The organism is Streptomyces sp. CA-210063, assembly GCF_024612015.1.
Classification (GTDB): domain Bacteria; phylum Actinomycetota; class Actinomycetes; order Streptomycetales; family Streptomycetaceae; genus Streptomyces.
Window position 1 is genome coordinate 851,571 of the sequence record NZ_CP102512.1, and the last position, 25,709, is coordinate 877,279.

The window sequence follows — 25,709 nt, forward strand, 5'->3', positions numbered from 1 at the left end:
TCCTCTTCACCGCCACCCGTTCGCACCTGCCCCGTCGCCGTCGCGTTGCGGCACGCTTAGCGTTTGTCGTATGCGCGACGGACGCGGCGACGGCCGTGTCGAGAGGGGATGGCGAATGTCTTCGTCCGGACCGGCCGAGGTCGAATGGGAGGAGCGGCGGAAGAAGCGTGCTCCATGGGGCGTGATAGCGCTTGTTCTGCTGACCGGTCTCGCTCTCATCCGGAATGGTTCGGGGGAATTCGACGTGGGGCCACCGCAGCCCGCGTCCGCGGCGGCCGCCGACACCCGCGGCGCATCCCACGGCACCTTCACCAATGTCCCCGACCCGCTGCCGTACGCCATGGTCGACCGGGTGCGGATCCCCTCGATCCAGGTCGACGCGCCGGCCGTGCCCGTCGGGCTGGACGCGGAGGGCTGGGTGGACGCGCCGCCGGCCCACGACAAGAACCTCGCGGGCTGGTTCACCGGCGCGGTCTCCCCCGGCGAGAAGGGCACGGCCGTCGTCGTCGGGCATGTCGACAACGATCAGGGGCCCGCGGTGTTCTACGGACTCGGGGCGCTGAAGAAGGGCAGCAAGGTCGAGATCCGGCGCGCGGACAGAAAGACCGCCGTGTTCGAGATCTACGGCATCGAGGTCTTCGAGAAGAACAACTTCCCGGGTGACCGGGTCTACGGGAACAGCGGGATTCCCGAATTGCGGGTCATCACCTGCGGGGGCGGTTTCTCCCAGCAGAACGGCTACGACGGGAACGTCGTCGTCTTCGCCCGCCTGGTCGAGGTGCGCTGAGTGTTCCCCGGCCGGGCGGGCGAAAGCCCACCCGGCGCTACGTGTATGTCCGCCGCGGCACGGTGATGCGATAACCGGCGTCCAGCAGATCGGGAAGATACTCGCGCAGCGCCCGTACGCTCTGTGAGCGGTCGCCGCCCGCGTCGTGGGCGAGCACGACGACACCGGGGCCCGCGCCCTTCTCCACCCGCTCGGCGATGGTGTGCGCGCCCGGGGTCCGCCAGTCGAGGGTGTCCACGGTCCAGCCCAGCGGCTCCATGCCGAGTTCGGCGCCCAGCTGGAACGCGGCCCGGTTCCAGGCGCCGTACGGGGCACGGAACCACAGCGGCGGTTCGCCGTACGCCTCCTCGATGATCTCGGAGGTGCGGGCCATCTCCGCGTGGATCCTGGACCGGGAAAGGGTGGTGAGCAGCGGATGGGACCAGGTGTGGTTGCCGACCACATGGCCGTCGTAGGCCATCTCCCGCAGGAGGTCCTTGTGCTGGACCGCCATCTCGCCGCACACGAAGAACGTCGCCCGGACGTCGTGGTCGCGGAGGATGCGCAGGATGTCGGGGGTGTAGCGCGGATCGGGCCCGTCGTCGAAGGTCAGCACCATGCTGCGGCCGCGCCCGTCCACCTTCAGGAACGGCTCGCGCCGGACGGCGGCCCGGACGAGGGTGCGGCGCCGGGTGGGCGGGCCGTGCCCGGCGATGGGCTCAAGGCGGTACGCGGAGGGCTTGAGCGCCCGGCGGGTCCCCGGACCGGCTGCCGGACCGGCGGCACGGCCCGGGGCCGGACCGGAGGCCCCGTCGCCGACGAGCAGAGCGGCGGCGCCCGCGGTACCGGCCGCGCCCAGCAGGGCGGCGCCGCCGAGCAACAGGCGCCGCCGCGTGAACATCTGATCCTTCGTCATGACTCATCAGTCGACCAATTCCGGAACGGCGCACCACCACGACACCGGTGCGGCGGCATGAAAACACCCGATGAGAGTAGTTTTCCGCGCTCTCGGTGACCGCCCGGCGTCCGCCGGGGCCAGGGCGCTCGGATAGCCTCGCGACCGTGAGCGATCAGCAAGCACAGCGGTTCGAACGGGGCACCGACGGGCCCAAGGTCGTCCTCGTCGGACTGGACGGCTCCGACTCCTCCCTGCGCGCCGTGGCCTACGCGGCCGGCCTCGCCCGCCGCCAGCACGCGCTGCTCGCCATCGTGTACGTGCAGCCGCTCCTGGCGGCCAGTGCGGCGCTCGGCGTGCCGGTGGCCGGCACGACCGACGAGATCGCCGCGCACCTGGTCGCGGAGATCCGGGAGGCCGCCGAGCAGGTGAAGGGGATCTTCGAGGTGCGCTGGGAGTTCCACACCTTCCGCGGCGACCCGTACAACGGCCTCGTGACCGCGGCGGACCGGCTCAAGGCGGACGCGGTCGTGGTCGGCGCCTCCCAGCAGGCCGGCCACCGCTTCGTCGGCTCGGTGGCGCTCCGCCTGGTGAAGGCGGGCCGCTGGCCGGTGACGGTCGTGCCGTAGACCCCCGGCAGTGGCACCGTACCCACGGCCGAGGAGCCCGCGCGGTGTCTACCTCCCCATGACCAGCCCGTCCTGCGCCGCGCCCCGGCTGAGGACGACGTCGCGGATACGGTCGCGTACGGAGGTGATGTCCGCCCCCGCCCCGGACGTGATCGCGGAGTTGAGGTCGACGACCCGCCCCGAGCCCAGGTCGAACCACTGCGGCACGAACTCGGCCTTCGTCACCGTCCACCGGCCGCCCTCGCGCGCGGGCGGGGCGAAGGTGAAGCGGGCCAGGGTGCCCTGGTTGCCGCGTGGGTCCACGGCCCCCGAGTGGTTGTACATCGTCCCCGCGATCTGGTCGCCCATCCCGTAGACGACCCAGGTCCCGTTGACCTTCTCGTAGGCCTGCGGGACATGTGCGTGCGTGCCGAGGATCAGATCGATGTCGGGCCGCCCGTGGGTGGCCGCCGCGGTGAGCTCCTCCCCCAGGCTCAGCTGCTGCGCGTCCGGAGCGTCCTGCCACTCGGTCCCCCAGTGCAGCGACACCACCACGACCTCCGCGCCCGCCTGCCGGGCGGCCCGCGCGTCCGCGAGAATCCGCTCGCGGTCGATCAGATTCACGGCCCAGGGCCGGTCCACCGGCAGCGGAATGCCGTTCGTCCCGTACGTGTACGCCAGATGCGCCACCTGCGCGCCCCTGACACGCATCAACGTCGGACTCCGCGCCTCCTCCGCCGTGCGCGCCGATCCCGCGTGCCGCACGCCGGCGCGATCGAGCGCGTCCAGCGTGCGATGGATACCGGCCGCGCCGTCGTCGAGCGTGTGGTTGGAGGCGGTGGAGCACGCGTCGTACCCGGTGTCCGCGAGCCCCTCCGCCACCTGCGGCGGCGACTTGAACGTGGGGTAGCCGCTGTAGTTCCCGTCCGCCCCGTACACCGTCTCCATATGACAGATCGCCAGGTCCGCCCCGGACACCACGGGTTTCACACCCGCGAGCATCGGCCTGAAGTCGTATCCGTCGCCACCCGCGTCCGTGTACGCCTTCTCGATGATCGACATGTGCGGGAGGACGTCACCGGAGGCGACGAGGGTGAAGGCACGGGGATCTCCCGCTGGGGCTGACGGCCCGGGCCGAGAGGGCGAGCCTTGGTACTGGCAGGCGGCCGTGAGGAGGAGGACGGCGAGAGCCGCGACGGTGGCCCGTCGGTATGCGGTCATCGATGAGCACCCCGTTGTGGTCGTATCTCATGAGGAGTCGGTACGAATCCACATACAGTCACACGAATCCGTCAAGTAGGCATACCGGCGCACGGATGCGCGATGAGCCCGTCCGGCGTTCGAGGACGAGGCCGAGGGCCGATGCGGGGGTCGGGGGGCGGAGCCCCCGAAACACCGGCAGACCGTTCGTCGCACCGTTCGCCGACAGGTTCGACCGCCCGCCGCACACCCGTGACCGGCCCCCTGTCCACGCGAAGCGCCCCGCGTTCCCATACGGCCATGACGGCCGGAACCACTATCACCAACGGGACGACCGCCGAACACGAGCTGGCCGAGCTCCAGCGCGAACACGGCCGCCCCCTCTTCGCCCTGCTGCTGCGGCTCTCCGACGGGGACCGCCATCGCGCCGAGGACCTGGTGCAGGAGACCTTCGTGCGCGCCTGGCAACACCCCGAGGCGCTGCGCGCCGACGACTTCGACTCCGTACGCCCCTGGCTGCTCACCGTCGGGCGGCGGCTCGCCATTGACGCGCGGCGGGCCCGCCAGGCGCGCCCCGCCGAAGTGGGCGACGCGGTGCTGGAGAACGCCCGCGTGATGGCCGATCACGCCGAACGGTCGGTGGCGACCCTCGATGTGCGCGAAGCTGTGAAGACACTCACTCCCGAGCACCGCGAAGTACTGGTGCAGGTGTACTTCCAGGGGGCGAGTGTGGCGGAAGCCGCCGAAGCCCTCGGAATCCCGCCCGGTACGGTGAAGTCCCGCGCGTACTACGCGCTGCGCGCCCTGCGCCGGGTGCTTCCGGGATACGCGGCCGACCTGCGGTGAAACCCATGGCCGAGTCAAACCTCCGTAAAGCGCCTTGCTGAGGACCCCGGTTGAGCAATCAGCTGTCTTCATCCGTGTTCCGGGTGAGGGCCCGGGGCTTGGTCTCCAGGCCCGGGGTCGGGCGACGCGCACGCACCGGAGGAAGGCAGGAAGGGATGCTGCACAGAGGTCAAGAGAGCACGGACGGCGCCGGCGGCGGCGAACTGGCCGTGCCCATGGCGTGGTTCTACGCCGAGTACATCGCCGAGGAGCTGCTGCGGACGGGCGACCTGATGCCGCCGACGTCCTTCGAGTTCCGTGCGGGGAGGGACGCCCTGGCGCTGACCATCTTCCTGTCGGACGCGGGCGGTGAGCTCTCCGGCATCCGGGTCGTCACCCAGCTGGAGACCTGGCTGTCGCTGACGGCGTACGACCAGCCGTGGCAGGACTGGGTGTGCGAGCGCATGGCGCACTTCACCGCCGAGGCGCTGGAGGCCGGCGGCCCGTCACCGGACCTGGAGCTGGCGGCCTCGGCCTGGCGCTGGCTGGAGGAGACCGAGCTGCTCGCACCCGACCTGGACGCGGTCCCGGGCGGGGGCGCGGTCCTCGGTGAGGACGACGGCCCGAAGGTGTGGACTCCCGCCTGGCGACTCGGTCTGCCGCTCGGGCATCTGGCGATCCATCTCTTCTAGCACCGGCGACCCTGTGTTCAGGTGTCGGCCATCCACCTGTTCCGGCCCAGGAGAACCATCTTTTTCGGTCCCGGACCAATCCGCGCGGCGGAGGGCTCCGAATCTTTTGGTTGGCATTGGTCGTGGGGCTTGAGTGATTCGCCGGTCTGGTCCGTACCGGTGGGGGCAGGAAGCAACCCCCACCGCACACCGGCCCGAGGAATTGCCATGTGGTCCCAGGATCGTCATCACGACGTCGGCGCGTTCGCGCTGGGCGTGCTGGACGAGGTGGATTCGTTCCACTTCGAGGACCATGTCCGCGGCTGCCCCCAGTGCGCGGTACAGGTCACCGAGTTCCGGCCGGCGGCCCGGCAGCTGATGCTGTACCGCAGCGCGACGCCGCGTGCCGTGCACCCCTTCGCCGCGCCCGGTCCCCGACTGCTGGGCCGACTGCTCGACGAGGTGGCCGCCCGACATCGGGCGAAGCGCAGGCGCTGGCTGTTCGCGCTGGCCGCGTCCGTGGTCATCGCCGTGGGCGGTCCCGCCGTCGCCGTTCTCGCAGGTCCGGGCGAGCCGCCGGACACCGTCGCCGCCACCGACGCCAAGACGGGCGTGTGGGCCGAGATCACGGCCGAGGACCGGGTCTGGGGTGCCGACATCGAGCTGAAGGTCAAGGAGGCCGACGGCGCGCACGCCTGCCGGCTCGTCGCGATCGGCAAGGACGGCTCCGAGGAGACGGCCGCCAACTGGAAGTCCCCCGAAGGCGCCGACGAGGCCTCCACGATGATGGGCGGCACCGCCATGCAGCGCGAGGACATCAGCCACTTCGAGGTCCGCAGCCAGGAGGGCGAGCTGCTCGTGACCCTCAAGGCCCCGGCCTGGCGCTGAATCGGTCCACCGGATCGGCCCGTCGAACGGGCCTCGATTGGTCCGTACCTTCAATGGTTGCGGATCATGGACGGCTCCGGTTCACGGGCTGTTCCAGCGGTCCCGAGCCGCCGCCGGCACGCTACTTGAGCAACCGTGACAGCCGCCGGTCGGCGAGTGGCTTGCCGCCCGTCTGGCAGGTCGGGCAGTACTGCAGCGAAGAGTCACTGAAGGAGACCTCGCGGACGGTGTCACCGCACACCGGGCAGGGCTCCCCGGTCCGGCCGTGGACACGGAGCCCGCTCTTCTTCTCCGCCTTCAGCCTCCCGGCCGCGAGCCCCCGGGAGCGCTCGACGGCCTCGGTGAGCGTGGCGCGCAGCGCCTGGTGGAGATGCCGGGTCTCCTCCGGCTTCAGCGACGAGGCCAGTTTGAAGGGTGACATCTTCGCGGCGTGCAGGATCTCGTCGCTGTACGCGTTCCCGATCCCCGCGATCAGGCTCTGGTCCCGCAACGCGCCCTTGATCTGCCGCCGCTCGCCCGCGAGCAGCCCGGCGAAGCGGGTCACGTCGAAGTCGTCGGCGAGGGGGTCCGGACCGAGCCGGGCGATGCCCGGGACCTCCGCCGGGTCCCGTACGACGTACACCGCCAGCCGCTTCTGCGTCCCGGCCTCGGTGAGGTCGAAGCCCTCGCCGGTCTCCAGGGCGACGCGCAGGGCGAGCGGACTCTTGCCTCCCGGCTTCGGCGGACCGTCCGGCAGCCGGTCCCTCCAGTGCAGCCACCCGGCCCGGGCCAGATGCGTCACGAGGTGCAGCGCACCATCGTCCGCCTCGATGTCGAGGAACTTCCCGTACCGCCGTACACCCGTGACCTCCCGCCCCTCCAACACGGTGACCGGCGGGTCGTACGTCTTCAGCACGCTGATCGCCACGGGCAGCACACGGACGACTTCATGGCCGACGAGAGTGCCGACCAGGAAGTCCCGTAGCGCCTCCACTTCGGGCAATTCAGGCATACAACAAGGGTGCCATGAGGTACGTGGTCCGGTGCGGGTGAGCAGGCCCCTGCGGGCCTGAAAAGCACGGGGCGCAGCCCCTGCTTCTCAGGGGCGCGGGGAACTGCGCGAGAAGCCCCACCGGACCCGCACCCGCCGACGAACCGCACCCCCCGAGTTCCTAGGCGCCCGGCACCACGAACTCGCACCACACACACTTTCCCCCACCCCGCGCCTCCACCCCCCACACATCCGTCAGCCGGTCGACGAGCAGCAGCCCCCTCCCGGACACCCCCGACTCCCCCGCCTCCCGCCGCCGCGGCAACGCGCTGGACGAGTCCTCCACCTCGACCCGCAACCGCCGGTCGGACCCGGTCAACGCGCGAAGCGTCACGACCGCGGAGCCCTCCGTGTGCATGAGCGCGTTGGTGATCAGTTCGTCGGCGACGAGCTCGATCTCGTCGGCCCGATCGCGCGCACCCCAGGTCCGCACCGCCGCGCCGATCATGTGCCGGGCCTCGGTGAGCGCCTCCGGGTCGCCGGGCCCGACGTGCTGCTGGAGCCGCCCGCCCGGCTGCTCGGCGCTCCCGCTGCGGCGTCGCAGCAGGAGGAGGGCCACGTCGTCGTCGCCGCCTCTTTCCTCCGCCACGTCGATGAGCCGGTCGGCGAGGTCGTCGACGTCGTCCGGCCCGGTGGCGATCAGCGCCTTCAGCGTCCGCATACCGTCGTCGAGGTCGGCGCCCGGCTCCTCGATGAGCCCGTCGGTGCACAGCAGCAGCGTCTGCCCGGGGTCCAGCTCGACGGCGGTCACCGGGTACTCGAGGCCGCCGAACTCGGCGGACAGCCCGAGCGGCAGCCCCCCGTCCACGGTGACCCGGTGGCAGTTGCCGTCGGTGTGCCGGATCAGGGGGTCTATGTGCCCGGCCCGGACCACCTGGACCACCCCCGTCGACAGGTCGGCCTCCGCGTACAGGCAGGTCGCGAAGCGGTCGGTGTCGAGTTCATGGAGGAAGGCGGAGGCGCGGGCCATCACGGTGGCCGGGGTGTGCCCCTCGGTGGCGTAGGCCTTGAGGACGATGCGGAGCTGGCCCATGACGGCCGCCGCGTGCGTGTCGTGGCCCTGGACGTCGCCGATGACCGCGCCGACCCGGCCGCCGGGCAGCGGGATGAGGTCGTACCAGTCGCCCCCGATGTCCCGGCCGTGCGAGCCCCCGATCGAGGCGGCCCGGTAGCGGACGGCGATGTCGGCGCCCGGGACGCTGGGGATGGACCGGGGCAGCATCGCCTGCTGGAGGCCCTCGGCGAGGTCCTTCTCCTGCTCGTAGAACATGGCCCGCTGCAGGCTCTGGGCGATGCTGCTGCCGAGCGCGATGAGGACGTCGCGCTCCTCCGAGGTGAAGCCCCGCCGGTCGCTGTAGAGGAGTCCCATGGCGCCGATGGGGCGGGCCTGCACGATCAGCGGCAGATAGGCGGCCGAGGTGATCTTGAGGTCGGTGATGTGCGGCCACAGCAGCGGATACGACTCGGCGAACTCCTCCGGGGACTCGATGAAGTGCGGTACGAGGTTCCGTACGACCTCGTTCATCGGGTACTTCACATCGAGTCGGGTGATCCGGGTCCCGGGCACATAGCTGTCCTCGGGGCCGGTGGCGACCAGGCGGATGCGTCCGGCCTCCACCAGGCCCATGACGAGGTCGGTCGCGCCGAGGTGGGTGAGGCCGTCGGTGTCCTCCAGGACATCGATCACGTCCTGGACGGTCCGGGCGTGGGCCAGGGCGGCGGTGATGACCTGGACGACGTTGGTCTGCTTGCGCCGGGCCTCGTCCTGCGCGGCCCGCTCGGTGCGGGAGCGGATCTCGCGCAGTTCACTGGTGGCGTCGCGGACGATGCCGATGACGCGGTACGGGCGGCCCGTCCCGTCGCGGCGGATGTAGCCCTGGGTGTGGGTCCAGCGCAGGGTGCCGTCGCGCAGCCGGATGCGGAAGTAGGCGCCGTAGTTCTCGCTGCCGTCCTTGAGGGCCTGCGAGACCAGGGTGTCGAGTCTGCGGCCCTCCATCGGGGGTACCCGCACCGACAGGCTCTCGGGGTTGCCGTCGTACTCGTCCGGGCGCACGTCGAAGATCTCGTGGGCCGTGGCGTCCATGTGGAACGCGCCTGCGTCGAGGTCCCAGTCGAAGGTGCCCATGCGGTTGAGCGCCAGGACCGGGTCCGGGTGGGCGAGCCAGTCGTCCGGGACTTCCGAGTCGCTCGCTCCCCGATCAACCATGGGGCCACTTTGCCAGCAATTGCCCGATTATTCGAGTGGGGGTGAGACGCGATTCCGCTCACTATTGTCAGTAATGCCCCTGTCCCGGCGCGCGATCCAGGAGCGCGAGAGCCATGGAGTGGTTGACCGCACCCGACTACTGGCTGAGCCGGCTGCTCTTCCAGCGGGCCCTTGCCGTCCTCTATCTGATCGCCTTCCTGGGGGCGGCCCTGCAGTTCCGCGCGCTCCTCGGTGAGCGCGGCATGCTGCCCGTGCCCCGGTTCGTCGAGCGGGTGCCGTTCCGGCACGCGCCCAGCGTGTTCCACCTCCACTACTCGGACCGCTTCTTCGCGGTGTGGGCCTGGACGGGCTGCGCGGTGTCGCTGGCGCTCCTCGCGGGCGTTGACTCGCTGCTGCCCCTGTGGGCCGGCATGGTGATGTGGCTGGTGCCGTGGGCGATGTACCTGTCGATCGTGAACGTGGGACAGACCTGGTACTCGTTCGGCTGGGAGTCGCTGCTCCTGGAGGTCGGCTTCCTGGCCGTCTTCCTCGGCAACGACGAGGTGGCGCCGCCGATCGTCGTGCTGTTCCTGCTGCGCTGGGTGCTGTTCCGGGTCGAGTTCGGCGCCGGGCTGATCAAGATGCGCGGCGACGCGTGCTGGCGGAAGCTGACCTGCCTCGACCACCACCACGAGACGCAGCCGATGCCGGGCCCGCTGAGCTGGTTCTTCCACCACCTCCCCAAGCCGCTGCACCGGGTCGAGGTGGCCGCCAACCACGTCACCCAGCTCGTGGTCCCGTTCCTGCTGTTCACCCCGCAGCCGATCGCCACGGCGGCCGCCTCGCTGATGATCCTGACCCAGCTGTGGCTGGTGCTGTCGGGCAACTTCGCCTGGCTGAACTGGATCACGATCGTGCTGGCCCTGTCGGCCGTCGACTTCGGGACGACCGCACCGGACACCCCCGACGCGCCGCTCTGGTACACGGTCGTCGTACTCGCCGTGACCGCGCTGGTCCTCTGTCTCAGCTACCAGCCGGTCCGCAACATGATCTCGCGCCGCCAGGTCATGAACCGCTCCTTCGACCCGCTCCATCTGGTCAACACCTACGGGGCGTTCGGCAGCGTCAGCCGGGTGCGCTACGAGGTGGTGGTCGAGGGGACGGCGGACGACGTGCCGCGCGAGGACTCTCAGTGGCGGGAGTACGAGTTCAAGGGCAAGCCGGGTGATCCGAGGCGCTGGCCGCGCCAGTTCGCCCCGTACCATCTGCGGCTCGACTGGCTGATGTGGTTCGCCGCGCTCTCCCCGGCGTACGCCGGCTCCTGGTTCGGGGCCATGATGGAGCGCCTCCTGGAGAACGACCGCGACACCCTCCGTCTGTTCCGCCGCTCCCCCTTCCTCGCCGACGCGCCGCCCCGGTTCGTCCGCGCCCGTCTCTTCCGCTACCGCTACACGACCTGGCGCGAGCTGCGGGAGACGGGGGCATGCTGGGAGCGGACATACGTACGGGAGTTCATGCCGCCGACGCGGCTGGCCACGTCGGCGGCGCGGAAGTCCTAGCGGGGCGGCCGTGGACGGCTTCTTCAGGCGGCCTCTCGACGCCGGGCCGTCCCGCAGGGCACAGTGCTCCTCGTACTCGATCGTTACTCACGAGTACACCCTTCCGTCGCGTACGACACCGACGCGCACGACACCGCCAGGGAGCGCCCGTGACCAGTTGGGTCGGCCGGACCGCCGTCGAGATCGCCGCCGCCGTGCGGGACAAGCGGGTCACGCCGCGTGAGGTGGTGGCGGAGCATCTGGCGCGGATCGAGGCGCTGGACGCGCGGGTCGGGGCGTTCCGCAAGGTCCGGGCGGGGACGGCCCTGGTGGAGGCCGACGAGGTGGCCGGCCGGGCCGACCTGGCCGAACTCCCGCTGGCGGGCGTGCCGGTGGCGGTCAAGGACAACCTCGCCGTGCGGGGCGAGGCCACCCGGAACGGGTCCGCCGCGACACCGGACACGGCGGCCGAGGACGACCATGTCACGGTGGCCCGGCTGCGGGCGGCGGGCGCGGTGGTCGTGGGGCTCACGAACGTGCCCGAGCTGTGTGTCTTCGGCACCACGGACGGGGTGCACGGCACCGCCCGCAACCCGTGGGACACCTCACGCACGGCCGGCGGCTCCTCGGGCGGCGGCGCGGCCGCGGTCGCCGCCGGACTGGTGCCGCTGGCCCTCGGCAACGACGGGATGGGTTCGCTGCGCATACCGGCCGCCAACTGCGGTCTGCTCGGCCTCAAACCGGGCTTCGGTGTCGTCCCGGCGGACATCGGGCACGGCGACTGGTTCGGCATGTCCGAGAACGGCCCGCTCGCGACGACCGTCGAGGACGCCCGGCTGATGTTCCAGGTCCTGGCGGGAAGGGAGATCGGACGACCGTCCGAGACCGCCCCGCGCACCCCCGGCATCGCCCTCTCCGTACGCAGCCCCCTGGTCGGCGTGACCGTCACGCGCCCGTACGCCGACGCCGCGCGACAAGCCGCCGCGTTGCTGGCCGGGGCGGGGCATCGGGTCCGGCCGGCCGATCCGCCGTATCCCGTCTGGCTGGGCACGACATCGCTGGCGCACTGGACGGCGGGCACCGCGGTGGACGCCGAGGGCCTCGATCCGAAGCTGCTCACCCGGCGCACGCGGGTGCACGCGGCCGTGGGGCGGCGCTTCATGAAGGGGGTCCGGGCGGGCGACCGCCGGGAGCAACTGCGGCGGCGCCTTGAGCCGTTCTTCGCGGAGCACGACGTGCTGCTCACCCCGGCGCTCGCCCGGCGCGGGCCCGCCGCCGCGAACTGGCACGAGCGTGGCTGGCTGCGCAATCTGCTGGTGAACACCAACTACTCGCCGTTGACCCCGCCGTGGAATCTCACGGGCTGGCCGGCGATGTCGGTCCCCTTCGGCACGCTTGCGTCGGGCGCGCCCTGCGCGGTGCAGCTGGTCGGCCGCCCGGGCTCCGAACGCGAACTCCTGGCGGTGGCGGGCCGGTTGGAGGAGCTGCGGCCCTGGCGGCGGACGGCACCGATCGACTAGTGCCCCGGCAGGCAACGTTTGCCCGTTAAGGAGCGGCGTCCGGTGCGTGCTCTCGGCGTGCCGGCCGGAAGGCCCCGTCGATGGACCGGATGTACTTGGGCTTTCGGCCGGTGCGGCGGTGGGGGCCCCTCCCGTTCGAGCGAAGCCGAGAATGGGGGAGCGTGCCGGGCGTCGTGACGGGGCGAACGTTGCCTGCCGGGGCACTAGCCGCGTCGGAAGATCCCGGGCCGGTCGTCGGCGGTGACTTCTCTGATCCGCATGGGCGTGCGGTCGGCACGCCCATGCGGTCGGCGATCGCGAAGGTCCTGCCGGTCAGTCCACGCTGGGCAGGATGTGGGGCTCGGCGAGGTCGTCCTCGTAGCCCGCCAGTCGGATCGGAGCGGACCTGGCCCACACGTCCAGGCTGCCGAGCTCCTTCTTCGACCGGCCGCCGCTCTCCGTGCGTTCCTTGGGGCGCTGATCGCGATTCGTCTTCTCTGGTGTCACCGCGCACTCCTTATGTCGGGTCACCCTCGGGACGTCGGCCAGCCTGCCGCTGCGCGCCTGACGTCCCCTCAGGTCTGAGTCGATGTCAGTTCGGACGCGGTGGCGCCGGTGTTCCTGGATGTGAGAGCAGGCCGTGGTGACCGGCTTGTCCCAGGACGGACCGTGGGTGTGGGTGGGACCCGAATAAGGCTGTCCGTCCGGTACAGAGTAACCAAATGAGCGGGCGTCCGCTCGATAGGGCTGAAAACAAGAGGTAACTGTCTTGAGTCGTTCAGCACCCAGCAGGCCTCACCCTAAGGCAGTTTGACCCATTTCTTCGGTTTTCTCATCACCCGTTCGGCTCAGCACTCGCACCCCGCACTGGGCCGACGACCCATCGGATCGCTGCCCTCGGCACGTAGTTCAGGTCCCGTTGGCCGAATCGCAAGCCGACCATGATCTGCTCAGGTGTCGCAACGGCATTTCTCGCGGGCGGACTCGGGAGGAACGACGCATGGAACTGCGCAGCGTCGAGGAGCTGATGGATCTGCTGCACGCCTGCCGCGGCGGCAGGGAGGTGCCGGACCGCCGCCGGGGCACCCCGGTCGATGCGCACGAGCACGCGCTGCAGACCGCCGCGCTGTTGCGCCGAGGGCGGCCGGCCGACAAGGAGCTCCAGGTGGCCGGCCTGGTACACGCCATCGGGCATCTGCTCCGTCCGGGTGACGACACCAGCCACGCCGACCTGGCCGCCGACACCGTGCGCCCGCTGCTCGGCGAGCGGGTCGCCCGTCTCGTACGCCTGCACGCCCTCGGCCCGGACGATCTCGTGCGCCTGCACGCGGGCGGATGGGCGGACGCGACGCTCGTCGAGGACGTGCTGGCCCTGCGGCACGCGGACGAGGCGGGCTGGACCCCCGGCGTGGACGCCGGGGTCCTGGAGGACTGGCGGACGGTACTGGAGCTGGTGTCGGACCGGGCGAGGGCGTCTCACCACTTGCCGGGCGCGTAGTCCTTCAGGAAGACGCCGTACAGGTCCTCACCCTGCTCGCCGCGCACGACGGGGTCGTAGACGCGGGCCGCGCCGTCGACGAGGTCCAGCGGGGCGTGGAAGCCCTCGTCGGCGAGGCGCAGCTTGTCGAAGTGGGGGCGCTCGTCGGTGATCCAGCCCGTGTCGACCGAGGTCATGAGGATGCCGTCGGTCTGGAACATCTCCTGGGCGCTGGTCCGCGTCACCATGTTCATCGCGGCCTTGGCGGCGTTCGTGTTCGGGTGGCCCGCGCCCTTGTAGCCGCGGCCGAAGACGCCTTCCATCGCCGAGACGTTGACGACGTACGCGCGACCGCTGGACGCCTTCCTGGCGGCGTCCGCCATGACCGGGCGGAGCTTGCTGATCAGGATGAACGGCGCCGTGTAGTTGCACAGCTGGGTCTCCAGCAGCTCCACCGGGGAGATCTGCTCGATGGTCTGCACCCAGGTGTTGCTGTCCACGACGTCGGGGACGAGGCCGCCCGCGTCGATGGCGGTGCCGTCGAGGTGCCGGGCGACGCTGGCGTTGCCCGCGACCAGGGCGAGGTCGGCGACCTGCTGGGCGTCGAGACCGCTGATGCCGACGGGCAGAGCGGCCAGCCCGTCCACGGCGCCGGAGTTGAAGGCGCCGATGACGTGGTACGGGGGCAGCTCACCGGCGGGCAGCGGGGCGCTCTCGCCCTCGACCAGGGCGGCGTAGGCGGAGGGCAGGCGGCGTACCGTCTGGGTCGCGTTGTTGATGAGGATGTCGAGGGGGCCCGCCTCGGCGACCTGGTCGGCGAGGGCCACGGCCTGCGCCGGGTCGCGCAGGTCGATGCCGACGACCTCCAGACGGTGCATCCAGTCCGCCGAGTCGTCCATGGCCTTGAAGCGGCGGATGGCGTCCTTCGGGAAGCGCGTGGTGACGGTGGTGTGCGCGCCGTCACGCAGCAGCCGCAGCGCGATGTACATGCCGATCTTGGCGCGGCCGCCGGTGAGCAGGGCGCGCTTGCCGGTGAGGTCGGCGCGGACGTCGCGCTTGCCGCGGTTCAGGTCGGCGCAGTCGGGACAGAGCTGGTGGTAGAAGTAGTCGACCTCCACGTACCGCGTCTTGCAGGTGTAGCAGGAGCGCGGGCGCTGGAGTATCCCCGCGATCTTCCCCTCCTCGGTGACGGACGACGGCAGGATGCCCTCCGTCTCGTCGTCGATGCGCTGCGCGGAGCCGGTCGCCGTGGACTCCGTGACCGCCTTGTCGTGTGCGGTCTTGGCGGCGCGGCGCTCCTGGCGGCGGCGCTGCTTCACCGTGCGGTAGACACCGGCCGTGGCCCGGCGCACCGCGATCGCGTCGGGGTGGTCGACCTCCAGCTTGTCCAGCTCCTCCAGCACACTGAGGCACACGGCGAGCCGTTCGGGGTCGATTCCGGGGCCGTACGCGACCTCGTCCGTGGTCGCCGGGCCGTCCTCTGTCACCGTCATCGCGCTGCCGCTTCCCTGATCACCCGCGGCGCGCCGACCGCGTCCGCCACCGAACGCGGAATTCTACGGAGCGACGGCCCCGCGCACCAAAAACCGAGCCCCGCCCCCGCCGCCCCTACCCGTCCCATCCCCAGGGGCCGCGCGCCCCTTCGACCCCCGTCAAAGACTCGGGGCTCCGCCTCGGACCCTGGTCGTGCAGTTCCCCGCGCCCTTTGAAGGGGCGCGGGGAACTGCGCGACCAGCCACGACGGACCCGCACCCGCCCACGTACCACGCCCCCCACGGTGTCACGGCTCACACGCCGCCCGCAGCTCCTCGACCTCCCGGGTCACCGCCTTGCCCAGCAGCTCCAGGTCCGGGACGGCCTCCGCGTCGGCGACGAGGCCGTAGTGGACGCTCCCCCGGTACGTCGAGACGGCGACGGCGAGGGACTGGCCGTGGGCCAGCGGGGCGAGGGGGTAGATCTCGGCGAGGGGGCAGCCGCCGAGGCGGAGGCCGAGGCTGGGGAGGGGGACGCTGGTGACGAGGATGTCGAACCAGAGGCGGGCGGCCTGGCTGACCAGGGGGCCGCCGAGGCGGTGGCCGAGGGGCGGCACATGGTCGGCGAGGAGGGCGACCGCCCCGGCACCCCGGTTGGGCCCGGCGTCCTTGTTGCGGTCCATCGCCGTGCGCACCGTATGCAACCGCCTCAGCGGGTCGGGGTCGTCGACGGGCAGTTTCATCAGATACCCGGAGAGCCTGTTGCCCTGCGGGTGCGCGGTGCGCGGGCGGCGTTTGGAGACGGGGATCAGGGCCCGGGGCGCGACCCCTTCGCTGCCGTCACCCCGCTCGTCGAGCCAGCGGCGCAGCGCGCCCGCGACCACGGCGATGAGGACGTCGTTGACGGTGCCGCCGACGGTCTTGCGGATCCGGTGCACCTCGTCGAGGTCCACGAGCACCCCGGCCGTACGACGGGTCCCGCTGGCCTCGGAGGTCAGCGCGGCGCTGGACCGGGCGCCCAGGGTCGCGTCGAGCGTGGTGCGGGCGACGGACGCGCCGATGTCGAGGGCCCGGCCGAGGTCGGAGAAGGTGCCCCGGACCAGGTCGGGCAGCTTGCGCACCTCGCCGAGGAGGCCGCGCGGCGGCTCCGCGGGGCGCGGCCGGGGCGCGGGCATGTCCATCGGGTCCATGACGGCGGCGGCGAGCGTCAGCGCCCTCAGCCCGTCGGCCAGGGCGTGGTGGAACTTGAACAGCACGGCGAAGGAGGTGCCGTCCCGCCCCGGCAGCACATGCGCCTCCCAGGGCGGCCGGCCGCGCTCCAGCGGACGCTCCATGAGCCGCCCCGCCATCTCGTGGAAGTCGGCGGTCGGCGCGTGCAGCCGTACGTGGTCGAACGGCTCGAAGTCGGCGACGGGCTCCCGGGTCGCGCCGCCGAACGCCAGCGGCAGCCGTACGCCCGGCAGCCACACGTCCCGGATCCGCATCCGCAGCCCGGGCACCCCGGCGGCCCGCGCGGCGAGCAGCTCGGCGGCGTGGGCTCCCGCGGTGGGCGAGTTCGCCGTGAAGACGCCGAGGGCGGCGAGGTGCATCGGGTGCTCGGCGGACTCGATGTTCCAGAACGCCAGGTCGAGTGGTGCGAGCAGGTCAGAAGTCAATGGCTTGCCTCGCGTCGACGAAGGGTGAGTCAGCAGTCAACCGCTGTTGGCCGATTACGGTCAAGTACGATCAAGCTACGCACAGTTAACAGCAGATTAAGCCCCACCACCTGGCGAAGGCGGGATGCATGGGACATCCGTGTCCACAGTGGTCACCCTGAAGGGCTAGGAGACCTGCTGACCCTTCCCCAGGGCGATCACTCCGCCCTTGGAGACCGTGTACAGCTCGGCATCCCGTTCGGGGTTGACGCCGATGGTGGCGCCCGGGGGCACCTGGACATTCTTGTCGAGCACGGCGCCCCGTACGACCGCGCCTCGCCCGATGTGGACGTTGTCGTGCAGAACCGAGCCCTGGACGACGGCGCCCGGGTCGACGACGACACCCGGGGACAGGACGGACCTGGTCACCTGGCCGCGTATCAGGCAGCCCGCACTGATGATCGACTCACTGGCGATGCCGCCCGCGTTGAAGCGGGCCGGGGAGAGCTGGCCGGAACTGGTGTAGATGGGCCAGCTGCGGTTGAAGAGGTTGAAGGCGGGGCGCTCGGCGATGAGGTCCATATGGGCGTCGTAGTAGGCGTCGAGCGTGCCGACGTCCCGCCAGTAGCCCTGGTCGCGGGTGGTCTCGCCGGGCACGTGGTTGGCGCTGAAGTCGTACAGCTGCGACTCGCCCCGGTCGGTGAGCTGGGGCAGGATCGAGCCGCCCATGTCGTGCACGGAAGTCTCGTCCTCGGCGTCCCGCTGGAGCGCCTCCACCAGCGCCTTGGTCGTGAAGATGTAGTTGCCCATCGAAGCGAACACGCATTCGGGGTCGTCGGCCAGGCCCGGCGGGTCGGCCGGCTTCTCCAGGAAGCGCTCCACGGTCCGGCCGTCGGAGCCGGGCGTGATCACACCGAAGGAGGACGATTCGGTGCGCGGCACGCGTATGCCGGCCACCGTCACGCCCGCGCCGCCCTCGATGTGCTGGGTCAGCATCTGGCGGGGGTCCATGCGGTAGACGTGGTCGGCGCCGAACACGGCGATGTACTCGGGCTGTTCGTCGTGCACCAGGTTCAGGGACTGCAGGAGCGCGTCCGCGCTGCCCAGGTACCAGCGCGGGCCGAGCCGCTGCTGGGCCGGGACCGGGGTGACGTAGTTGCCCAGCAGGCTCGACATCCGCCAGGTGGTGGTGATGTGCCGGTCCAGCGAGTGCGACTTGTACTGCGTGAGCACACAGATGCGCAGGATGTCCGCGTTGACGAGATTGGACAGGACGAAATCCACCAGGCGATACGTTCCGCCAAAGGTCACCGCCGGTTTCGCACGGTCGGCGGTCAGGGGCATCAGCCTCTTGCCCTCACCGCCCGCCAGTACGATTCCCAGCACCGAAGGTCCACCGCGCCGCATGCCGCCGCCCCTCTACACCCGGTTGTGCCGAAGCCTGTGCCTTGACTACCCCTGCTTGAGGACTTCCTCGTAAAGCTGGACCGTCCGCCGGGCGACCGCGTCCCAGCCGAACTCCCGCACCGCCCGCTCCCGTCCGGCCTCACCCATACGGGCGGCCGCCTCGGGATCGGCGAGCAACGAGTCGAGGGCGCGGGCCAGCTGAGCCTCGAAGTCGTCCTCGGTCGACACGAGGAGGCCTGTGACGCCGTCCTCCACGACCTCCGGGATACCGCCGACCCGCGAGGCCACCACGGCCGTGCCACAGGCCATGGCCTCCAGGTTGACGATGCCCAGCGGCTCGTACACCGACGGGCAGACGAACACGGCGGCGTGCGTGAGGAGCTGGATCACGTCCGGGCGCGGCAGCATCTGCGGGATCCAGAACAGGCCCTCGCGCACACGGCTCAGTTCCGCGAAGAGGTCACGGAACTCCTGGTCGATCTCCGGGGTGTCGGGTGCGCCGGCGCAGAGCACGACCTGCACGGCCGGGTCGATGTCCCGTACGGCGCGCAGCAGGTGGGGCACGCCCTTCTGCCGGGTGATGCGGCCGACGAAGAGGACGTACGGGCGGCCGGTGTCGACGCCGACGCGGTCGAGGACGTCCGTGCCGTGGTCCGGCCGGTAGAGCGAGGTGTCGATGCCGTTGTGCACGACGCGGACCTTGGCCGGGTCGAGGGCCGGATAGCAGCCGAGGATGTCGTCGCGCATGGCGCCGGAGACGGCGATCACCGCGTCGGCGGACTCGATGGCGGTGCGCTCGGCCCAGCTGGACAGGGCGTAGCCGCCGCCCAGCTGCTCGGCCTTCCAGGGGCGCAGCGGCTCCAGCGAGTGGGCGGTCATCACATGCGGGATGCCGTGCAGCAGCTTGCCGAAGTGGCCGGCGAGATTGGCGTACCAGGTGTGCGAGTGGACCAGTTCGCGGCCTTCGAGGCCGGCGGCGATGGAGAGGTCCACGGAGAAGGTGCGCAGCGCGTCGTTGGCGCCGTCGAGCGCGGACCAGGGCCGGTGGCGTACGACGCCGCCGCCCGCCCCCTCGCCCCAGCAGTGCACGTCCAGATCGACGAGGGACCTCAACTCGTGGGCGAGGAACTCGACATGGACCCCCGCGCCACCGTAGACGTCGGGCGGATACTCCCGGGTCAGCAGGCCGACTCGCACCCGGAACCCCCTGTCTCAGTGGCTGGTTCCCACATGGTCACTCAGAAGGGTCGGTTGGGGAAGACCGCGATTCCGCGCGGCGGCGCACCACCTGTCAGGTGCGGCGGGGCGGCCGGTCGAAGCAGCAGTCGCCGCACAGCCCCCCGCCGGGCAGCCGGTAGTAGAGGCAGCAACTGCGGCGACGGTACGTGGCCGGGTCGAGCGTGCCGGCCAGGTCGGGGTGTGCGAACAGGTCGGCGGCGAGCGCGCGGGCCCGAGTCCCCACCTCGGTACGGCCGTTGTCGACGGCCCAACGGTCGATCTGGCGTACGGCGCCCATGAGCGCGGACGCGGCGTTCCCCCACAACAGGCGGGCGGAGATGGGAAGTTGTGCGCGCAGAGCCGCTGCCAGCGGCAGGAGATGGCCGTCCCGTACGACCTCGCCGATCCGCTCGGCGGGCAGGCTGCGCACCTCGCTCAGCCACAGCTCGTCGGGGGCGCTCGCGTCCGCGTCCCAGCGCAGGAGGCGCGGGTCGAGGTCGGGTACGCGGTCGTACAGGGCGGCCGCCCCGAGGGCCACCGACCACAGGCGCGCGGCGAAGCCGAGGTGGGCGACGGAGGCGGCCACGCGCGGTTCGGGAGCGCGGACACTCCGCGCGACTTTCCGGACGCGGAAAATTACGGGATTCGCGTAAACCTCCTCGTCCATATCGGCATCCCGTGCCGCGTAGGCCTCCGCGAGTGTGGGCGGCGGGCCGTGCGGCGGTTCTCCCGTGCGTAGGACGAAGAAGCCGCCGAGGGCCGAGAGGGCGGTGAGGCCGGGGTCGTGGTCCACGAGGACGAGTAGTACCAGGAGCCGTGTCCGCGCTCACCTGGGGGCTTGCACTCAGTGTCGCCCGCCGGGGGTATGACGGAGGGCCGTTCGTACTCCATCGGTAGTAGGACTCATTAAGTGCTCAGGTACGACGACGCGAACGCTTTCGCGAGGCATCGTGGTCACTATGAAAGCCGAGCGTCCACCGCGCCGGGCCCGGAGCCCTCGCGCTTCGCTGAGGAGCCCCTCATGAGTGCCCTCGCGTTGTCCGTCCTGTTGTCGTTCGTCTCCGCCGTCGCGTATGCGGGCGGGGCGATCGTGCAGGAGCGTGTCGCGGTGTCCTCCCCCGGTCACTCCTACGCGCCGCTGCGCCGGTCGGGCTGGTGGGCCGCCGTCGGGCTGAACGGCCTCGGCGGGCTGCTGCATGTGGTGGCCCTGGCCTTCGGCCCGCTGAGCCTGGTGCAGCCGCTGGGCGCGCTGACCATCGTCTTCGCCCTGCCCATGGCGGCCCTCTTCGTGGGCCGCAAGGCGGGCGCGACGGCCTGGCGGGGCGCGATCATGGCGACGGTGGGCCTCGCGGGCCTGCTCTCCCTGGTCGGCTCGGCCGATGTGCAGTCCTTGGACACCGCCCAGCGGGTGGTGGTGGCCGTGGTCAGCGGTGGCGCGGTGGCCGCGCTGATGGTGGCGGCGCGCGCCGCGCACCGGCACCCGGCGGTGCGCAGCATCCTGCTGGCGGTCGCCTCCGGTGTCGCGTTCGGTATGTCCTCGGTGTTCACCAAGACGGTCGCCGTCGACTGGACGGACGGCGTCACGCTCTTCGACCTGCCGACCCTCGCGGTCATAGGCGTCTTCGCGACGGCCGGCCTGCTGCTGTCCCAGGCCGCCTACCGGGGCGGCGGCCTCGCGGCCCCGCTCGCCACGCTGACCGTGGTGAACCCGGTGGTGGCCGCGGCGGTCGGCATCACGATGTTCGGCGAGACGTTCCGCTACGGCACCACCGGCACCGTCCTCGCGCTGGGCTGCGGCGTCGTCGCGGCGGGCGGTCTGATCCTGCTGACCACCGAGCGTCTCGGCGACGAGGACCGGGCGGAGCGGGCCGACGAGGACGTCACGGTCCCGGCCGCCGACCGGGAGTCGCTCGCCCTGGAGGAGCTGCTCGCGGGACTGCCTCGGCAGTCCGCCGGGGTCCCGGGCGCCGGCGACGTGATCGGCCTGGACAAGCGTGTGGTCGTGCCTGCCCCGTTCCTGGGGAGGAGCGCGGCGGAGGTGGACGACGCTCCGCCCGGACTGCTGCTGCGGCCGTTCCACGGCGAGCTGTACGTCCCGCGCACGCTCCTCGACCGGCATCACGACGACCGGGTGAATTCCTGAGCGGGGGCCCGGACCGGGCCCCCGCACCACGTCAGATCCGGACCCCGCCCGCCCGCAGATAGGCGATCGGGTCGATGTCGCTGCCGAAGCCGGGCCCCGTCCGCACCTCGAAGTGCAGATGCGGGCCCGAGCTGTTGCCCGTGGAGCCGGAGCGGCCGATGCGCTGGCCCGCACTCACGCTCTGGCCGGCCTTCACGGAGATCGCCGACAGATGGGCGTACTGCGAGTAGCGGCCGTCGGCGTGCCGGATCACCACCTGGTAGCCGAAGGAACCGCCCCAGCCCGAGGTGACGACCTCCCCGGCGGCCACGGACTTGACCGAGCTGCCGGTCGCCACGGGGAAGTCGACGCCTGTGTGGTAGCCCTTCGACCAGGAGGAACCGGAGGCGCGGTAGGGCGTGCCGAGGGAGGCGCTCACGGGGGCGACGAGGGACGCCGACTCCTGCCGCTTCTCGGATGCCTGCTCCTTCTGGACCTTCTTCTGTTCTTTCTGGACCTTCTTCTGTTCTTTTTTCTGTTCTTTCTTCGGTTCCTTCTTCTGTTCCTTTTTCTCGCCCGTCGGGCTCAGGCTCAGCCGCTGGCCGGGGATTATCACGTCCGGGTCGGAGCCTATGGTCCTGCGGTTGGCCTCGTAGAGCTTGCGCCAACCGCCCCGTACGTCCTGGGAGTCGGCGATCTCGGAGAGGGTGTCGCCCCGGACGATCGTGTACATCTCGACCTTGCCCGCTTGCGACTGGGGCGTGGTCTGGGGTTTCACGTCCTCGATCGTGAGACCCGCGCGCTCCGAGCAGACGGGCCAGGCGTCGGGGCCCTGCCCGTCGAGGACCTTCTCGGCTATCGCTATCTGCTGTTCCTTGGTGGCCAGGTCCGCGCGGGCGGCGAAGGCCGTGCCGCCGTAGGCCTCCCAGGTGGACTGGGTGAACTGGAGACCGCCGTAGTGGCCGTTCCCGGTGTTGATGTTCCAGTCGTTGGTGGACTCGCAGGCCGCGACCTTGTCCCAGGTCTCGACATCGGCCGCCTCCGCGACCCCGGTGCCGATCAGCGGGAGCGCCATCCCCGCACCGCCCGCCGTCACGGTGAGTGAGGCTCGGTTGATCCTGTTCGGTTGGTACCGCCGGTGCCGACCGCGTACGGCCATGGAGAAGCCCCCCTCGCCTATGCCATGAGCCGCAAAAGTAAGCGCCACGAACCGGCCAGGACAAGACGAAAATTCAGCCGCTCCAGTCCCGTGAGTGGCGGGTATGCGACCTGCTCCGGCGCGTAAGTTCCCCTGTCCGGCGCGCGCGTGACCGAGGACGGCGCACAATTCACCTGGTTGCGCGCCCCATTGAGGCAGGTAGGGCCCTTCCCGCGTACTCAAGCCCGGCAAGCCGCGCAGTGCGGACGGGGCCGGTGCACGTCAGGATGGCCGGAAGGACAATACTGGCGGGCAGGAACGGCACCACCGATATCAGGATCCATAGGAGCCAACCGTATGAGCACTTCAGCCCAGATCGGCGTCACGGGCCTCGCGGTGATGGGGAGCAACCTCGCCCGCAACTTCGCGCGCAACGGCTATACGGTCGCCGTCCACAACCGCTCGGCGGCGAAGACCCACGCGCTGGTGAAGGAGCACGGACACGAGGGCGACTTCATCGCGGCCGAGAGCGCCAAGGAGTTCGTGCAGGCGCTCGAGCGGCCCCGGCGGCTGGTCGTCATGGTGAAGGCGGGCGGACCGACGGACGCGGTGATCGAGGAGTTCGCACCGCTCCTGGAGCCCGGCGACATGATCATCGACGGCGGCAACGCGCACTTCGCCGACACCCGCCGCCGTGAGGCCGCGCTGCGCGAGCAGGGCATCCACTTCGTCGGCGCGGGCATCTCCGGCGGTGAGGAGGGCGCGCTCAACGGACCCAGCATCATGCCGGGCGGCCCGGCCGAGTCGTACGACTCCCTCGGCCCGATGCTGGAGAAGATCTCCGCGAAGGCCGCCGACGGGGCGCCCTGCGTGACGCACGTCGGTCCGGACGGCGCCGGGCACTTCGTGAAGATGGTCCACAACGGCATCGAGTACGCCGACATGCAGCTGATCGGCGAGGCGTACCAGCTGCTGCGCGACGTGGCCGGCTACACCCCCGCGCAGATCGCGGAGATCTTCCGCACCTGGAACACCGGGCGGCTCGACTCGTATCTGATCGAGATCACGGCCGAGGTGCTGGCGCACGTGGACGAGGCGACCGGCAAGCCGTTCGTGGACGTGGTCGTGGACCAGGCGGAGCAGAAAGGCACCGGCCGCTGGACCGTCCAGATCGCGCTGGACCTGGGCGTTCCGGTGTCCGGCATCGCCGAGGCCGTCTTCGCGCGGTCCCTGTCGGGTCACGCCGCGCTGCGCGAGGCCTCCCGCTCGCTGGCCGGCCCGAAGGCCACGCCGCTCAGCGCGGCCGAGGCGGGTGCCTTCGCCGACCGGGTCGAGCAGGCGCTGTACGCGTCCAAGATCGTGTCGTACACCCAGGGCTTCCACGAGATCGACGCGGCCCGCGACGAGTACGACTGGAACATCGACCTGGGCAGGGTCGCCTCCATCTGGCGTGGCGGCTGCATCATCCGGGCGGCGTTCCTCGACCGGATCCGCGCGGCGTACGACGCGCGGCCCGACCTGCCGAGCCTGCTCTCCGACGAGACGTTCGCCCAGGAGATCGCGGCGGCGCAGGACGACTGGCGTGAGGTGCTGGTCGCCGCCACGCGTCAGGGTGTGCCCACGCCCGGTTTCGCCGCGGCGCTGGCGTACTACGACGCGCTGCGTGCCGAGCGGTTGCCTGCGGCGCTCACGCAGGGGCAGCGGGACTTCTTCGGGGCGCACACGTATCGGAGGGTGGACCGGGAGGGGTCGTTCCACACGATGTGGGGGCAGGGGCGGTCTGAGATCGAGGCCTAAGGAGGTGGGGGGTGCGGACCGGTTGGCGACTGCGGTCGCGTGTGGCTGGTCGCGCAGTTCCCCGCGCCCCTGAGTTGCTTGATGTGGCCCGGCAGGGAGAAGTTCCTGCCGGGCCGATCTGCTGTTGCCCGACACCTGCTACGACACAGGGCCCGGCTTCGGTTCGCCCGGGACCGGGTCCGGGCCCGGGGGCTTGGGCACCGGGTCCGGTTCCGGGGTGGGGCGGGGGTCGGGAGTGGGGACCGGGTCCGGGAACGGGGTCGGCGGGAAGGGTTCCGGGTGGTCGGGGCCCGGGCCCGGGGTGGGGCCGGGCTTCACGGGGTCCGGGTCTGGGTGCGTCATCGCGTCCTCCAGCCAGTGAGTACGTCGGCCATGGACTTGTGCCACGGGTACCCGTCACCCGCACGGGCAGTCACCCGGTCGACCGAACCGCTGTGACCGGCCTCGGTGGCGGCCCCCTCAGAACCCCTCGGGGTGCGCGCTGAGCCAGTCCTTCGCGGCCCGCAGCAGCTCGGGGTCGGCGGCCGGGGCCTCGTCGGGGTGGCGTTCGGCCCACCTGACGACGTACGGGCACAGGGGTGCCACGACCACGCCCTCGCGGGCCGCGATGCCGTACAGCTCCCGTGCCAGCGAGCCCGCGACGCCCTTGCCCTCGTGCGCGGGCTCGACGATCGTGTGGACCGGGACGAGCGCGCCCTGCGGGGATTCGAGGACGAAGTACTGGATGTGACCTGCCAACTCGTCGCCGGCGAAGGCCTCCAGTCGGCCGGCCGCCCGGTCGTCGCGGATCTGTACGTCGCTCATGGCACTCCTCACGTGCGGTGGGGACGCCGTACGGCCGCGCGTGGCCTCAGGCGGTGACGGCCTGCGGGCTGCGCCGCTGGTCCGAACCCGGCACCGGCTCGGACGCGTCCGCCCCGAGAGCCACGATCCGGTTGTCGCGGTCCACGTGCACGACCCTGGGCTCCAGGGTCCGGGCCTCGGCGTCGGAGACCTGAGCGTAACTGATGATGATCACGAGATCTCCGGGATGGACGAGATGGGCCGCGGCACCGTTGATCCCGACGACCCCCGAGCCCCGCTCGCCCTCGATGACGTACGTCTCCAGGCGGGCGCCGTTGGTGATGTCCACGATGTGCACGAGCTCGCCGGGCAGCAGATCGGCGGCGTCGAGCAGGTCGGCGTCGATGGTCACCGATCCGACATAGTGCAGGTCGGCCTGGGTGACCGTGGCACGGTGAATCTTGGACTTGAACAGAGTACGCAGCACTTTGGACTCCTGGAAGACGGCTCCCTGCCTGCTTTCTGCAGGTCAAGGGCGGTATTTACTGTACACCGG

Annotated in this window: 23 protein-coding genes; 10 read left to right on the forward strand and 13 right to left on the reverse strand. The window is 71.2% G+C overall.

Going from position 1 to position 25,709, the window contains the following annotated elements; genetic code table 11:
* Positions 1-115 precede the first annotated feature (115 nt).
* Positions 116-787: a class F sortase gene (locus JIX56_RS03715; protein WP_257537320.1), complete on the forward strand. Its 672-nt coding sequence runs from the start codon at positions 116-118 to the stop codon at positions 785-787.
* A gap of 37 nt (positions 788-824) precedes the next feature.
* On the opposite strand, the gene JIX56_RS03720 is transcribed toward JIX56_RS03715, so the two are convergent.
* Complete coding sequence (locus tag JIX56_RS03720; protein WP_257537321.1) at positions 825-1,682, reverse strand: polysaccharide deacetylase family protein; 858 nt, start codon at positions 1,680-1,682, stop codon at positions 825-827.
* A gap of 146 nt (positions 1,683-1,828) precedes the next feature.
* Here JIX56_RS03720 and JIX56_RS03725 point away from each other — a divergent pair, with 146 nt between their 5' ends.
* Positions 1,829-2,290 carry a universal stress protein gene (locus tag JIX56_RS03725; protein ID WP_257537322.1) on the forward strand — a complete coding sequence of 154 codons (462 nt, stop codon included), beginning with the start codon at positions 1,829-1,831 and terminating at the stop codon, positions 2,288-2,290.
* 48 nt (positions 2,291-2,338) lie between these two features.
* Here JIX56_RS03725 and JIX56_RS03730 read toward each other — a convergent pair whose 3' ends face one another.
* Positions 2,339-3,490, reverse strand: coding sequence for a CapA family protein (locus JIX56_RS03730; protein WP_257537323.1), 1,152 nt, complete (start codon positions 3,488-3,490; stop codon positions 2,339-2,341).
* Positions 3,491-3,769: 279 nt separating this feature from the next.
* Between JIX56_RS03730 and JIX56_RS03735 the strand changes: the two genes are divergently transcribed.
* From JIX56_RS03735 to JIX56_RS03745, 3 genes are all read left to right on the forward strand, one after another.
* Positions 3,770-4,315: a sigma-70 family RNA polymerase sigma factor gene (locus JIX56_RS03735; RefSeq protein ID WP_257537324.1), complete on the forward strand. Its 546-nt coding sequence runs from the start codon at positions 3,770-3,772 to the stop codon at positions 4,313-4,315.
* A 155-nt stretch (positions 4,316-4,470) separates the two neighbouring features.
* Positions 4,471-4,986: a hypothetical protein gene (locus JIX56_RS03740; protein ID WP_257537325.1), complete on the forward strand. Its 516-nt coding sequence runs from the start codon at positions 4,471-4,473 to the stop codon at positions 4,984-4,986.
* Positions 4,987-5,193: 207 nt separating this feature from the next.
* Positions 5,194-5,853 (forward strand): hypothetical protein, encoded by a 660-nt coding sequence (locus JIX56_RS03745; protein WP_257537326.1) that lies wholly within the window; start codon positions 5,194-5,196, stop codon positions 5,851-5,853.
* A 121-nt stretch (positions 5,854-5,974) separates the two neighbouring features.
* Here the strand turns inward: JIX56_RS03745 and JIX56_RS03750 are convergent, their stop codons facing one another.
* Both JIX56_RS03750 and JIX56_RS03755 read right to left on the reverse strand, forming a co-directional pair.
* A complete protein-coding gene (locus JIX56_RS03750) occupies positions 5,975-6,844 on the reverse strand; it encodes an Fpg/Nei family DNA glycosylase (protein ID WP_257537327.1) in 870 nt (289 codons plus the stop codon).
* A gap of 160 nt (positions 6,845-7,004) precedes the next feature.
* Positions 7,005-9,089, reverse strand: coding sequence for a SpoIIE family protein phosphatase (locus JIX56_RS03755; RefSeq protein ID WP_257537328.1), 2,085 nt, complete (start codon positions 9,087-9,089; stop codon positions 7,005-7,007).
* A 113-nt stretch (positions 9,090-9,202) separates the two neighbouring features.
* Between JIX56_RS03755 and JIX56_RS03760 the strand changes: the two genes are divergently transcribed.
* Positions 9,203-10,627: a lipase maturation factor family protein gene (locus JIX56_RS03760; protein WP_257537329.1), complete on the forward strand. Its 1,425-nt coding sequence runs from the start codon at positions 9,203-9,205 to the stop codon at positions 10,625-10,627.
* 149 nt (positions 10,628-10,776) lie between these two features.
* Positions 10,777-12,126: an amidase gene (locus JIX56_RS03765; protein WP_257537330.1), complete on the forward strand. Its 1,350-nt coding sequence runs from the start codon at positions 10,777-10,779 to the stop codon at positions 12,124-12,126.
* A gap of 312 nt (positions 12,127-12,438) precedes the next feature.
* Here JIX56_RS03765 and JIX56_RS03770 read toward each other — a convergent pair whose 3' ends face one another.
* Complete coding sequence (locus tag JIX56_RS03770) at positions 12,439-12,612, reverse strand: hypothetical protein (protein WP_257537331.1); 174 nt, start codon at positions 12,610-12,612, stop codon at positions 12,439-12,441.
* A gap of 493 nt (positions 12,613-13,105) precedes the next feature.
* On the opposite strand from JIX56_RS03770, the gene JIX56_RS03775 reads away from it, so the two are divergent.
* Positions 13,106-13,603: a hypothetical protein gene (locus tag JIX56_RS03775; RefSeq protein ID WP_257537332.1), complete on the forward strand. Its 498-nt coding sequence runs from the start codon at positions 13,106-13,108 to the stop codon at positions 13,601-13,603.
* Here JIX56_RS03775 and JIX56_RS03780 read toward each other — a convergent pair.
* The 5 genes from JIX56_RS03780 to JIX56_RS03800 all read right to left on the reverse strand — a co-directional run bounded on the left by JIX56_RS03780 (position 13,582) and on the right by JIX56_RS03800 (position 20,106).
* Positions 13,582-15,075, reverse strand: coding sequence for an SDR family NAD(P)-dependent oxidoreductase (locus JIX56_RS03780; protein ID WP_257537333.1), 1,494 nt, complete (start codon positions 15,073-15,075; stop codon positions 13,582-13,584). The two genes, JIX56_RS03775 and JIX56_RS03780, sit on opposite strands and share 22 nt — an antisense overlap.
* 287 nt (positions 15,076-15,362) lie before the next feature.
* Positions 15,363-16,709: a wax ester/triacylglycerol synthase family O-acyltransferase gene (locus JIX56_RS03785; RefSeq protein ID WP_257537334.1), complete on the reverse strand. Its 1,347-nt coding sequence runs from the start codon at positions 16,707-16,709 to the stop codon at positions 15,363-15,365.
* A 165-nt stretch (positions 16,710-16,874) separates the two neighbouring features.
* Entirely contained in the window at positions 16,875-18,095 is a 1,221-nt protein-coding gene (glgC, locus tag JIX56_RS03790; protein WP_257537335.1) for a glucose-1-phosphate adenylyltransferase, read from the reverse strand.
* 45 nt (positions 18,096-18,140) lie between these two features.
* The gene (gene glgA / locus JIX56_RS03795) at positions 18,141-19,292 is read right to left on the reverse strand and encodes a glycogen synthase (protein ID WP_257537336.1); all 1,152 of its coding nucleotides are present in this window, start codon (positions 19,290-19,292) and stop codon (positions 18,141-18,143) included.
* 94 nt (positions 19,293-19,386) lie between these two features.
* Positions 19,387-20,106 carry a (2Fe-2S)-binding protein gene (locus tag JIX56_RS03800; protein WP_257537337.1) on the reverse strand — a complete coding sequence of 240 codons (720 nt, stop codon included), beginning with the start codon at positions 20,104-20,106 and terminating at the stop codon, positions 19,387-19,389.
* A gap of 228 nt (positions 20,107-20,334) precedes the next feature.
* Between JIX56_RS03800 and JIX56_RS03805 the strand changes: the two genes are divergently transcribed.
* The gene (locus tag JIX56_RS03805) at positions 20,335-21,456 is read left to right on the forward strand and encodes a DMT family transporter (protein ID WP_257537338.1); all 1,122 of its coding nucleotides are present in this window, start codon (positions 20,335-20,337) and stop codon (positions 21,454-21,456) included.
* Between the two features lie 31 nt (positions 21,457-21,487).
* Here the strand turns inward: JIX56_RS03805 and JIX56_RS03810 are convergent, their stop codons facing one another.
* Positions 21,488-22,594: a transglycosylase family protein gene (locus tag JIX56_RS03810; RefSeq protein WP_257537339.1), complete on the reverse strand. Its 1,107-nt coding sequence runs from the start codon at positions 22,592-22,594 to the stop codon at positions 21,488-21,490.
* A gap of 336 nt (positions 22,595-22,930) precedes the next feature.
* Between JIX56_RS03810 and gndA the strand changes: the two genes are divergently transcribed.
* On the forward strand, positions 22,931-24,370 hold the full coding sequence (gene gndA, locus JIX56_RS03815; RefSeq protein ID WP_257537340.1) for an NADP-dependent phosphogluconate dehydrogenase: 1,440 nt from the start codon (positions 22,931-22,933) through the stop codon (positions 24,368-24,370).
* 459 nt (positions 24,371-24,829) lie between these two features.
* Here gndA and JIX56_RS03825 read toward each other — a convergent pair whose 3' ends face one another.
* On the reverse strand, positions 24,830-25,174 hold the full coding sequence (locus tag JIX56_RS03825) for a GNAT family N-acetyltransferase (protein WP_257537342.1): 345 nt from the start codon (positions 25,172-25,174) through the stop codon (positions 24,830-24,832).
* A gap of 46 nt (positions 25,175-25,220) precedes the next feature.
* The gene (panD, locus tag JIX56_RS03830; RefSeq protein ID WP_257537343.1) at positions 25,221-25,640 is read right to left on the reverse strand and encodes an aspartate 1-decarboxylase; all 420 of its coding nucleotides are present in this window, start codon (positions 25,638-25,640) and stop codon (positions 25,221-25,223) included.
* Between the last annotated feature and the right edge of the window lie 69 nt (positions 25,641-25,709).

Excerpts from the sequence above, each read along its gene's own strand:
- JIX56_RS03715 (WP_257537320.1), top strand. The coding sequence starts at position 116 with ATGTCTTCGTCCGGACCGGCCGAGGTCGAATGGGAGGAGCGGCGGAAG.
- JIX56_RS03720 (WP_257537321.1), bottom strand. The coding sequence starts at position 1,682 with ATGACGAAGGATCAGATGTTCACGCGGCGGCGCCTGTTGCTCGGCGGC.
- JIX56_RS03730 (WP_257537323.1), bottom strand. The coding sequence starts at position 3,490 with ATGACCGCATACCGACGGGCCACCGTCGCGGCTCTCGCCGTCCTCCTC.
- JIX56_RS03735 (WP_257537324.1), top strand. The coding sequence starts at position 3,770 with ATGACGGCCGGAACCACTATCACCAACGGGACGACCGCCGAACACGAG.
- JIX56_RS03740 (WP_257537325.1), top strand. The coding sequence starts at position 4,471 with ATGCTGCACAGAGGTCAAGAGAGCACGGACGGCGCCGGCGGCGGCGAA.
- JIX56_RS03745 (WP_257537326.1), top strand. The coding sequence starts at position 5,194 with ATGTGGTCCCAGGATCGTCATCACGACGTCGGCGCGTTCGCGCTGGGC.
- JIX56_RS03750 (WP_257537327.1), bottom strand. The coding sequence starts at position 6,844 with ATGCCTGAATTGCCCGAAGTGGAGGCGCTACGGGACTTCCTGGTCGGC.
- JIX56_RS03755 (WP_257537328.1), bottom strand. The coding sequence starts at position 9,089 with ATGGTTGATCGGGGAGCGAGCGACTCGGAAGTCCCGGACGACTGGCTC.
- JIX56_RS03760 (WP_257537329.1), top strand. The coding sequence starts at position 9,203 with ATGGAGTGGTTGACCGCACCCGACTACTGGCTGAGCCGGCTGCTCTTC.
- JIX56_RS03775 (WP_257537332.1), top strand. The coding sequence starts at position 13,106 with ATGGAACTGCGCAGCGTCGAGGAGCTGATGGATCTGCTGCACGCCTGC.
- JIX56_RS03780 (WP_257537333.1), bottom strand. The coding sequence starts at position 15,075 with ATGACGGTGACAGAGGACGGCCCGGCGACCACGGACGAGGTCGCGTAC.
- glgC (WP_257537335.1), bottom strand. The coding sequence starts at position 18,095 with ATGCGGCGCGGTGGACCTTCGGTGCTGGGAATCGTACTGGCGGGCGGT.
- JIX56_RS03805 (WP_257537338.1), top strand. The coding sequence starts at position 20,335 with ATGAGTGCCCTCGCGTTGTCCGTCCTGTTGTCGTTCGTCTCCGCCGTC.
- JIX56_RS03810 (WP_257537339.1), bottom strand. The coding sequence starts at position 22,594 with ATGGCCGTACGCGGTCGGCACCGGCGGTACCAACCGAACAGGATCAAC.
- gndA (WP_257537340.1), top strand. The coding sequence starts at position 22,931 with ATGAGCACTTCAGCCCAGATCGGCGTCACGGGCCTCGCGGTGATGGGG.
- JIX56_RS03825 (WP_257537342.1), bottom strand. The coding sequence starts at position 25,174 with ATGAGCGACGTACAGATCCGCGACGACCGGGCGGCCGGCCGACTGGAG.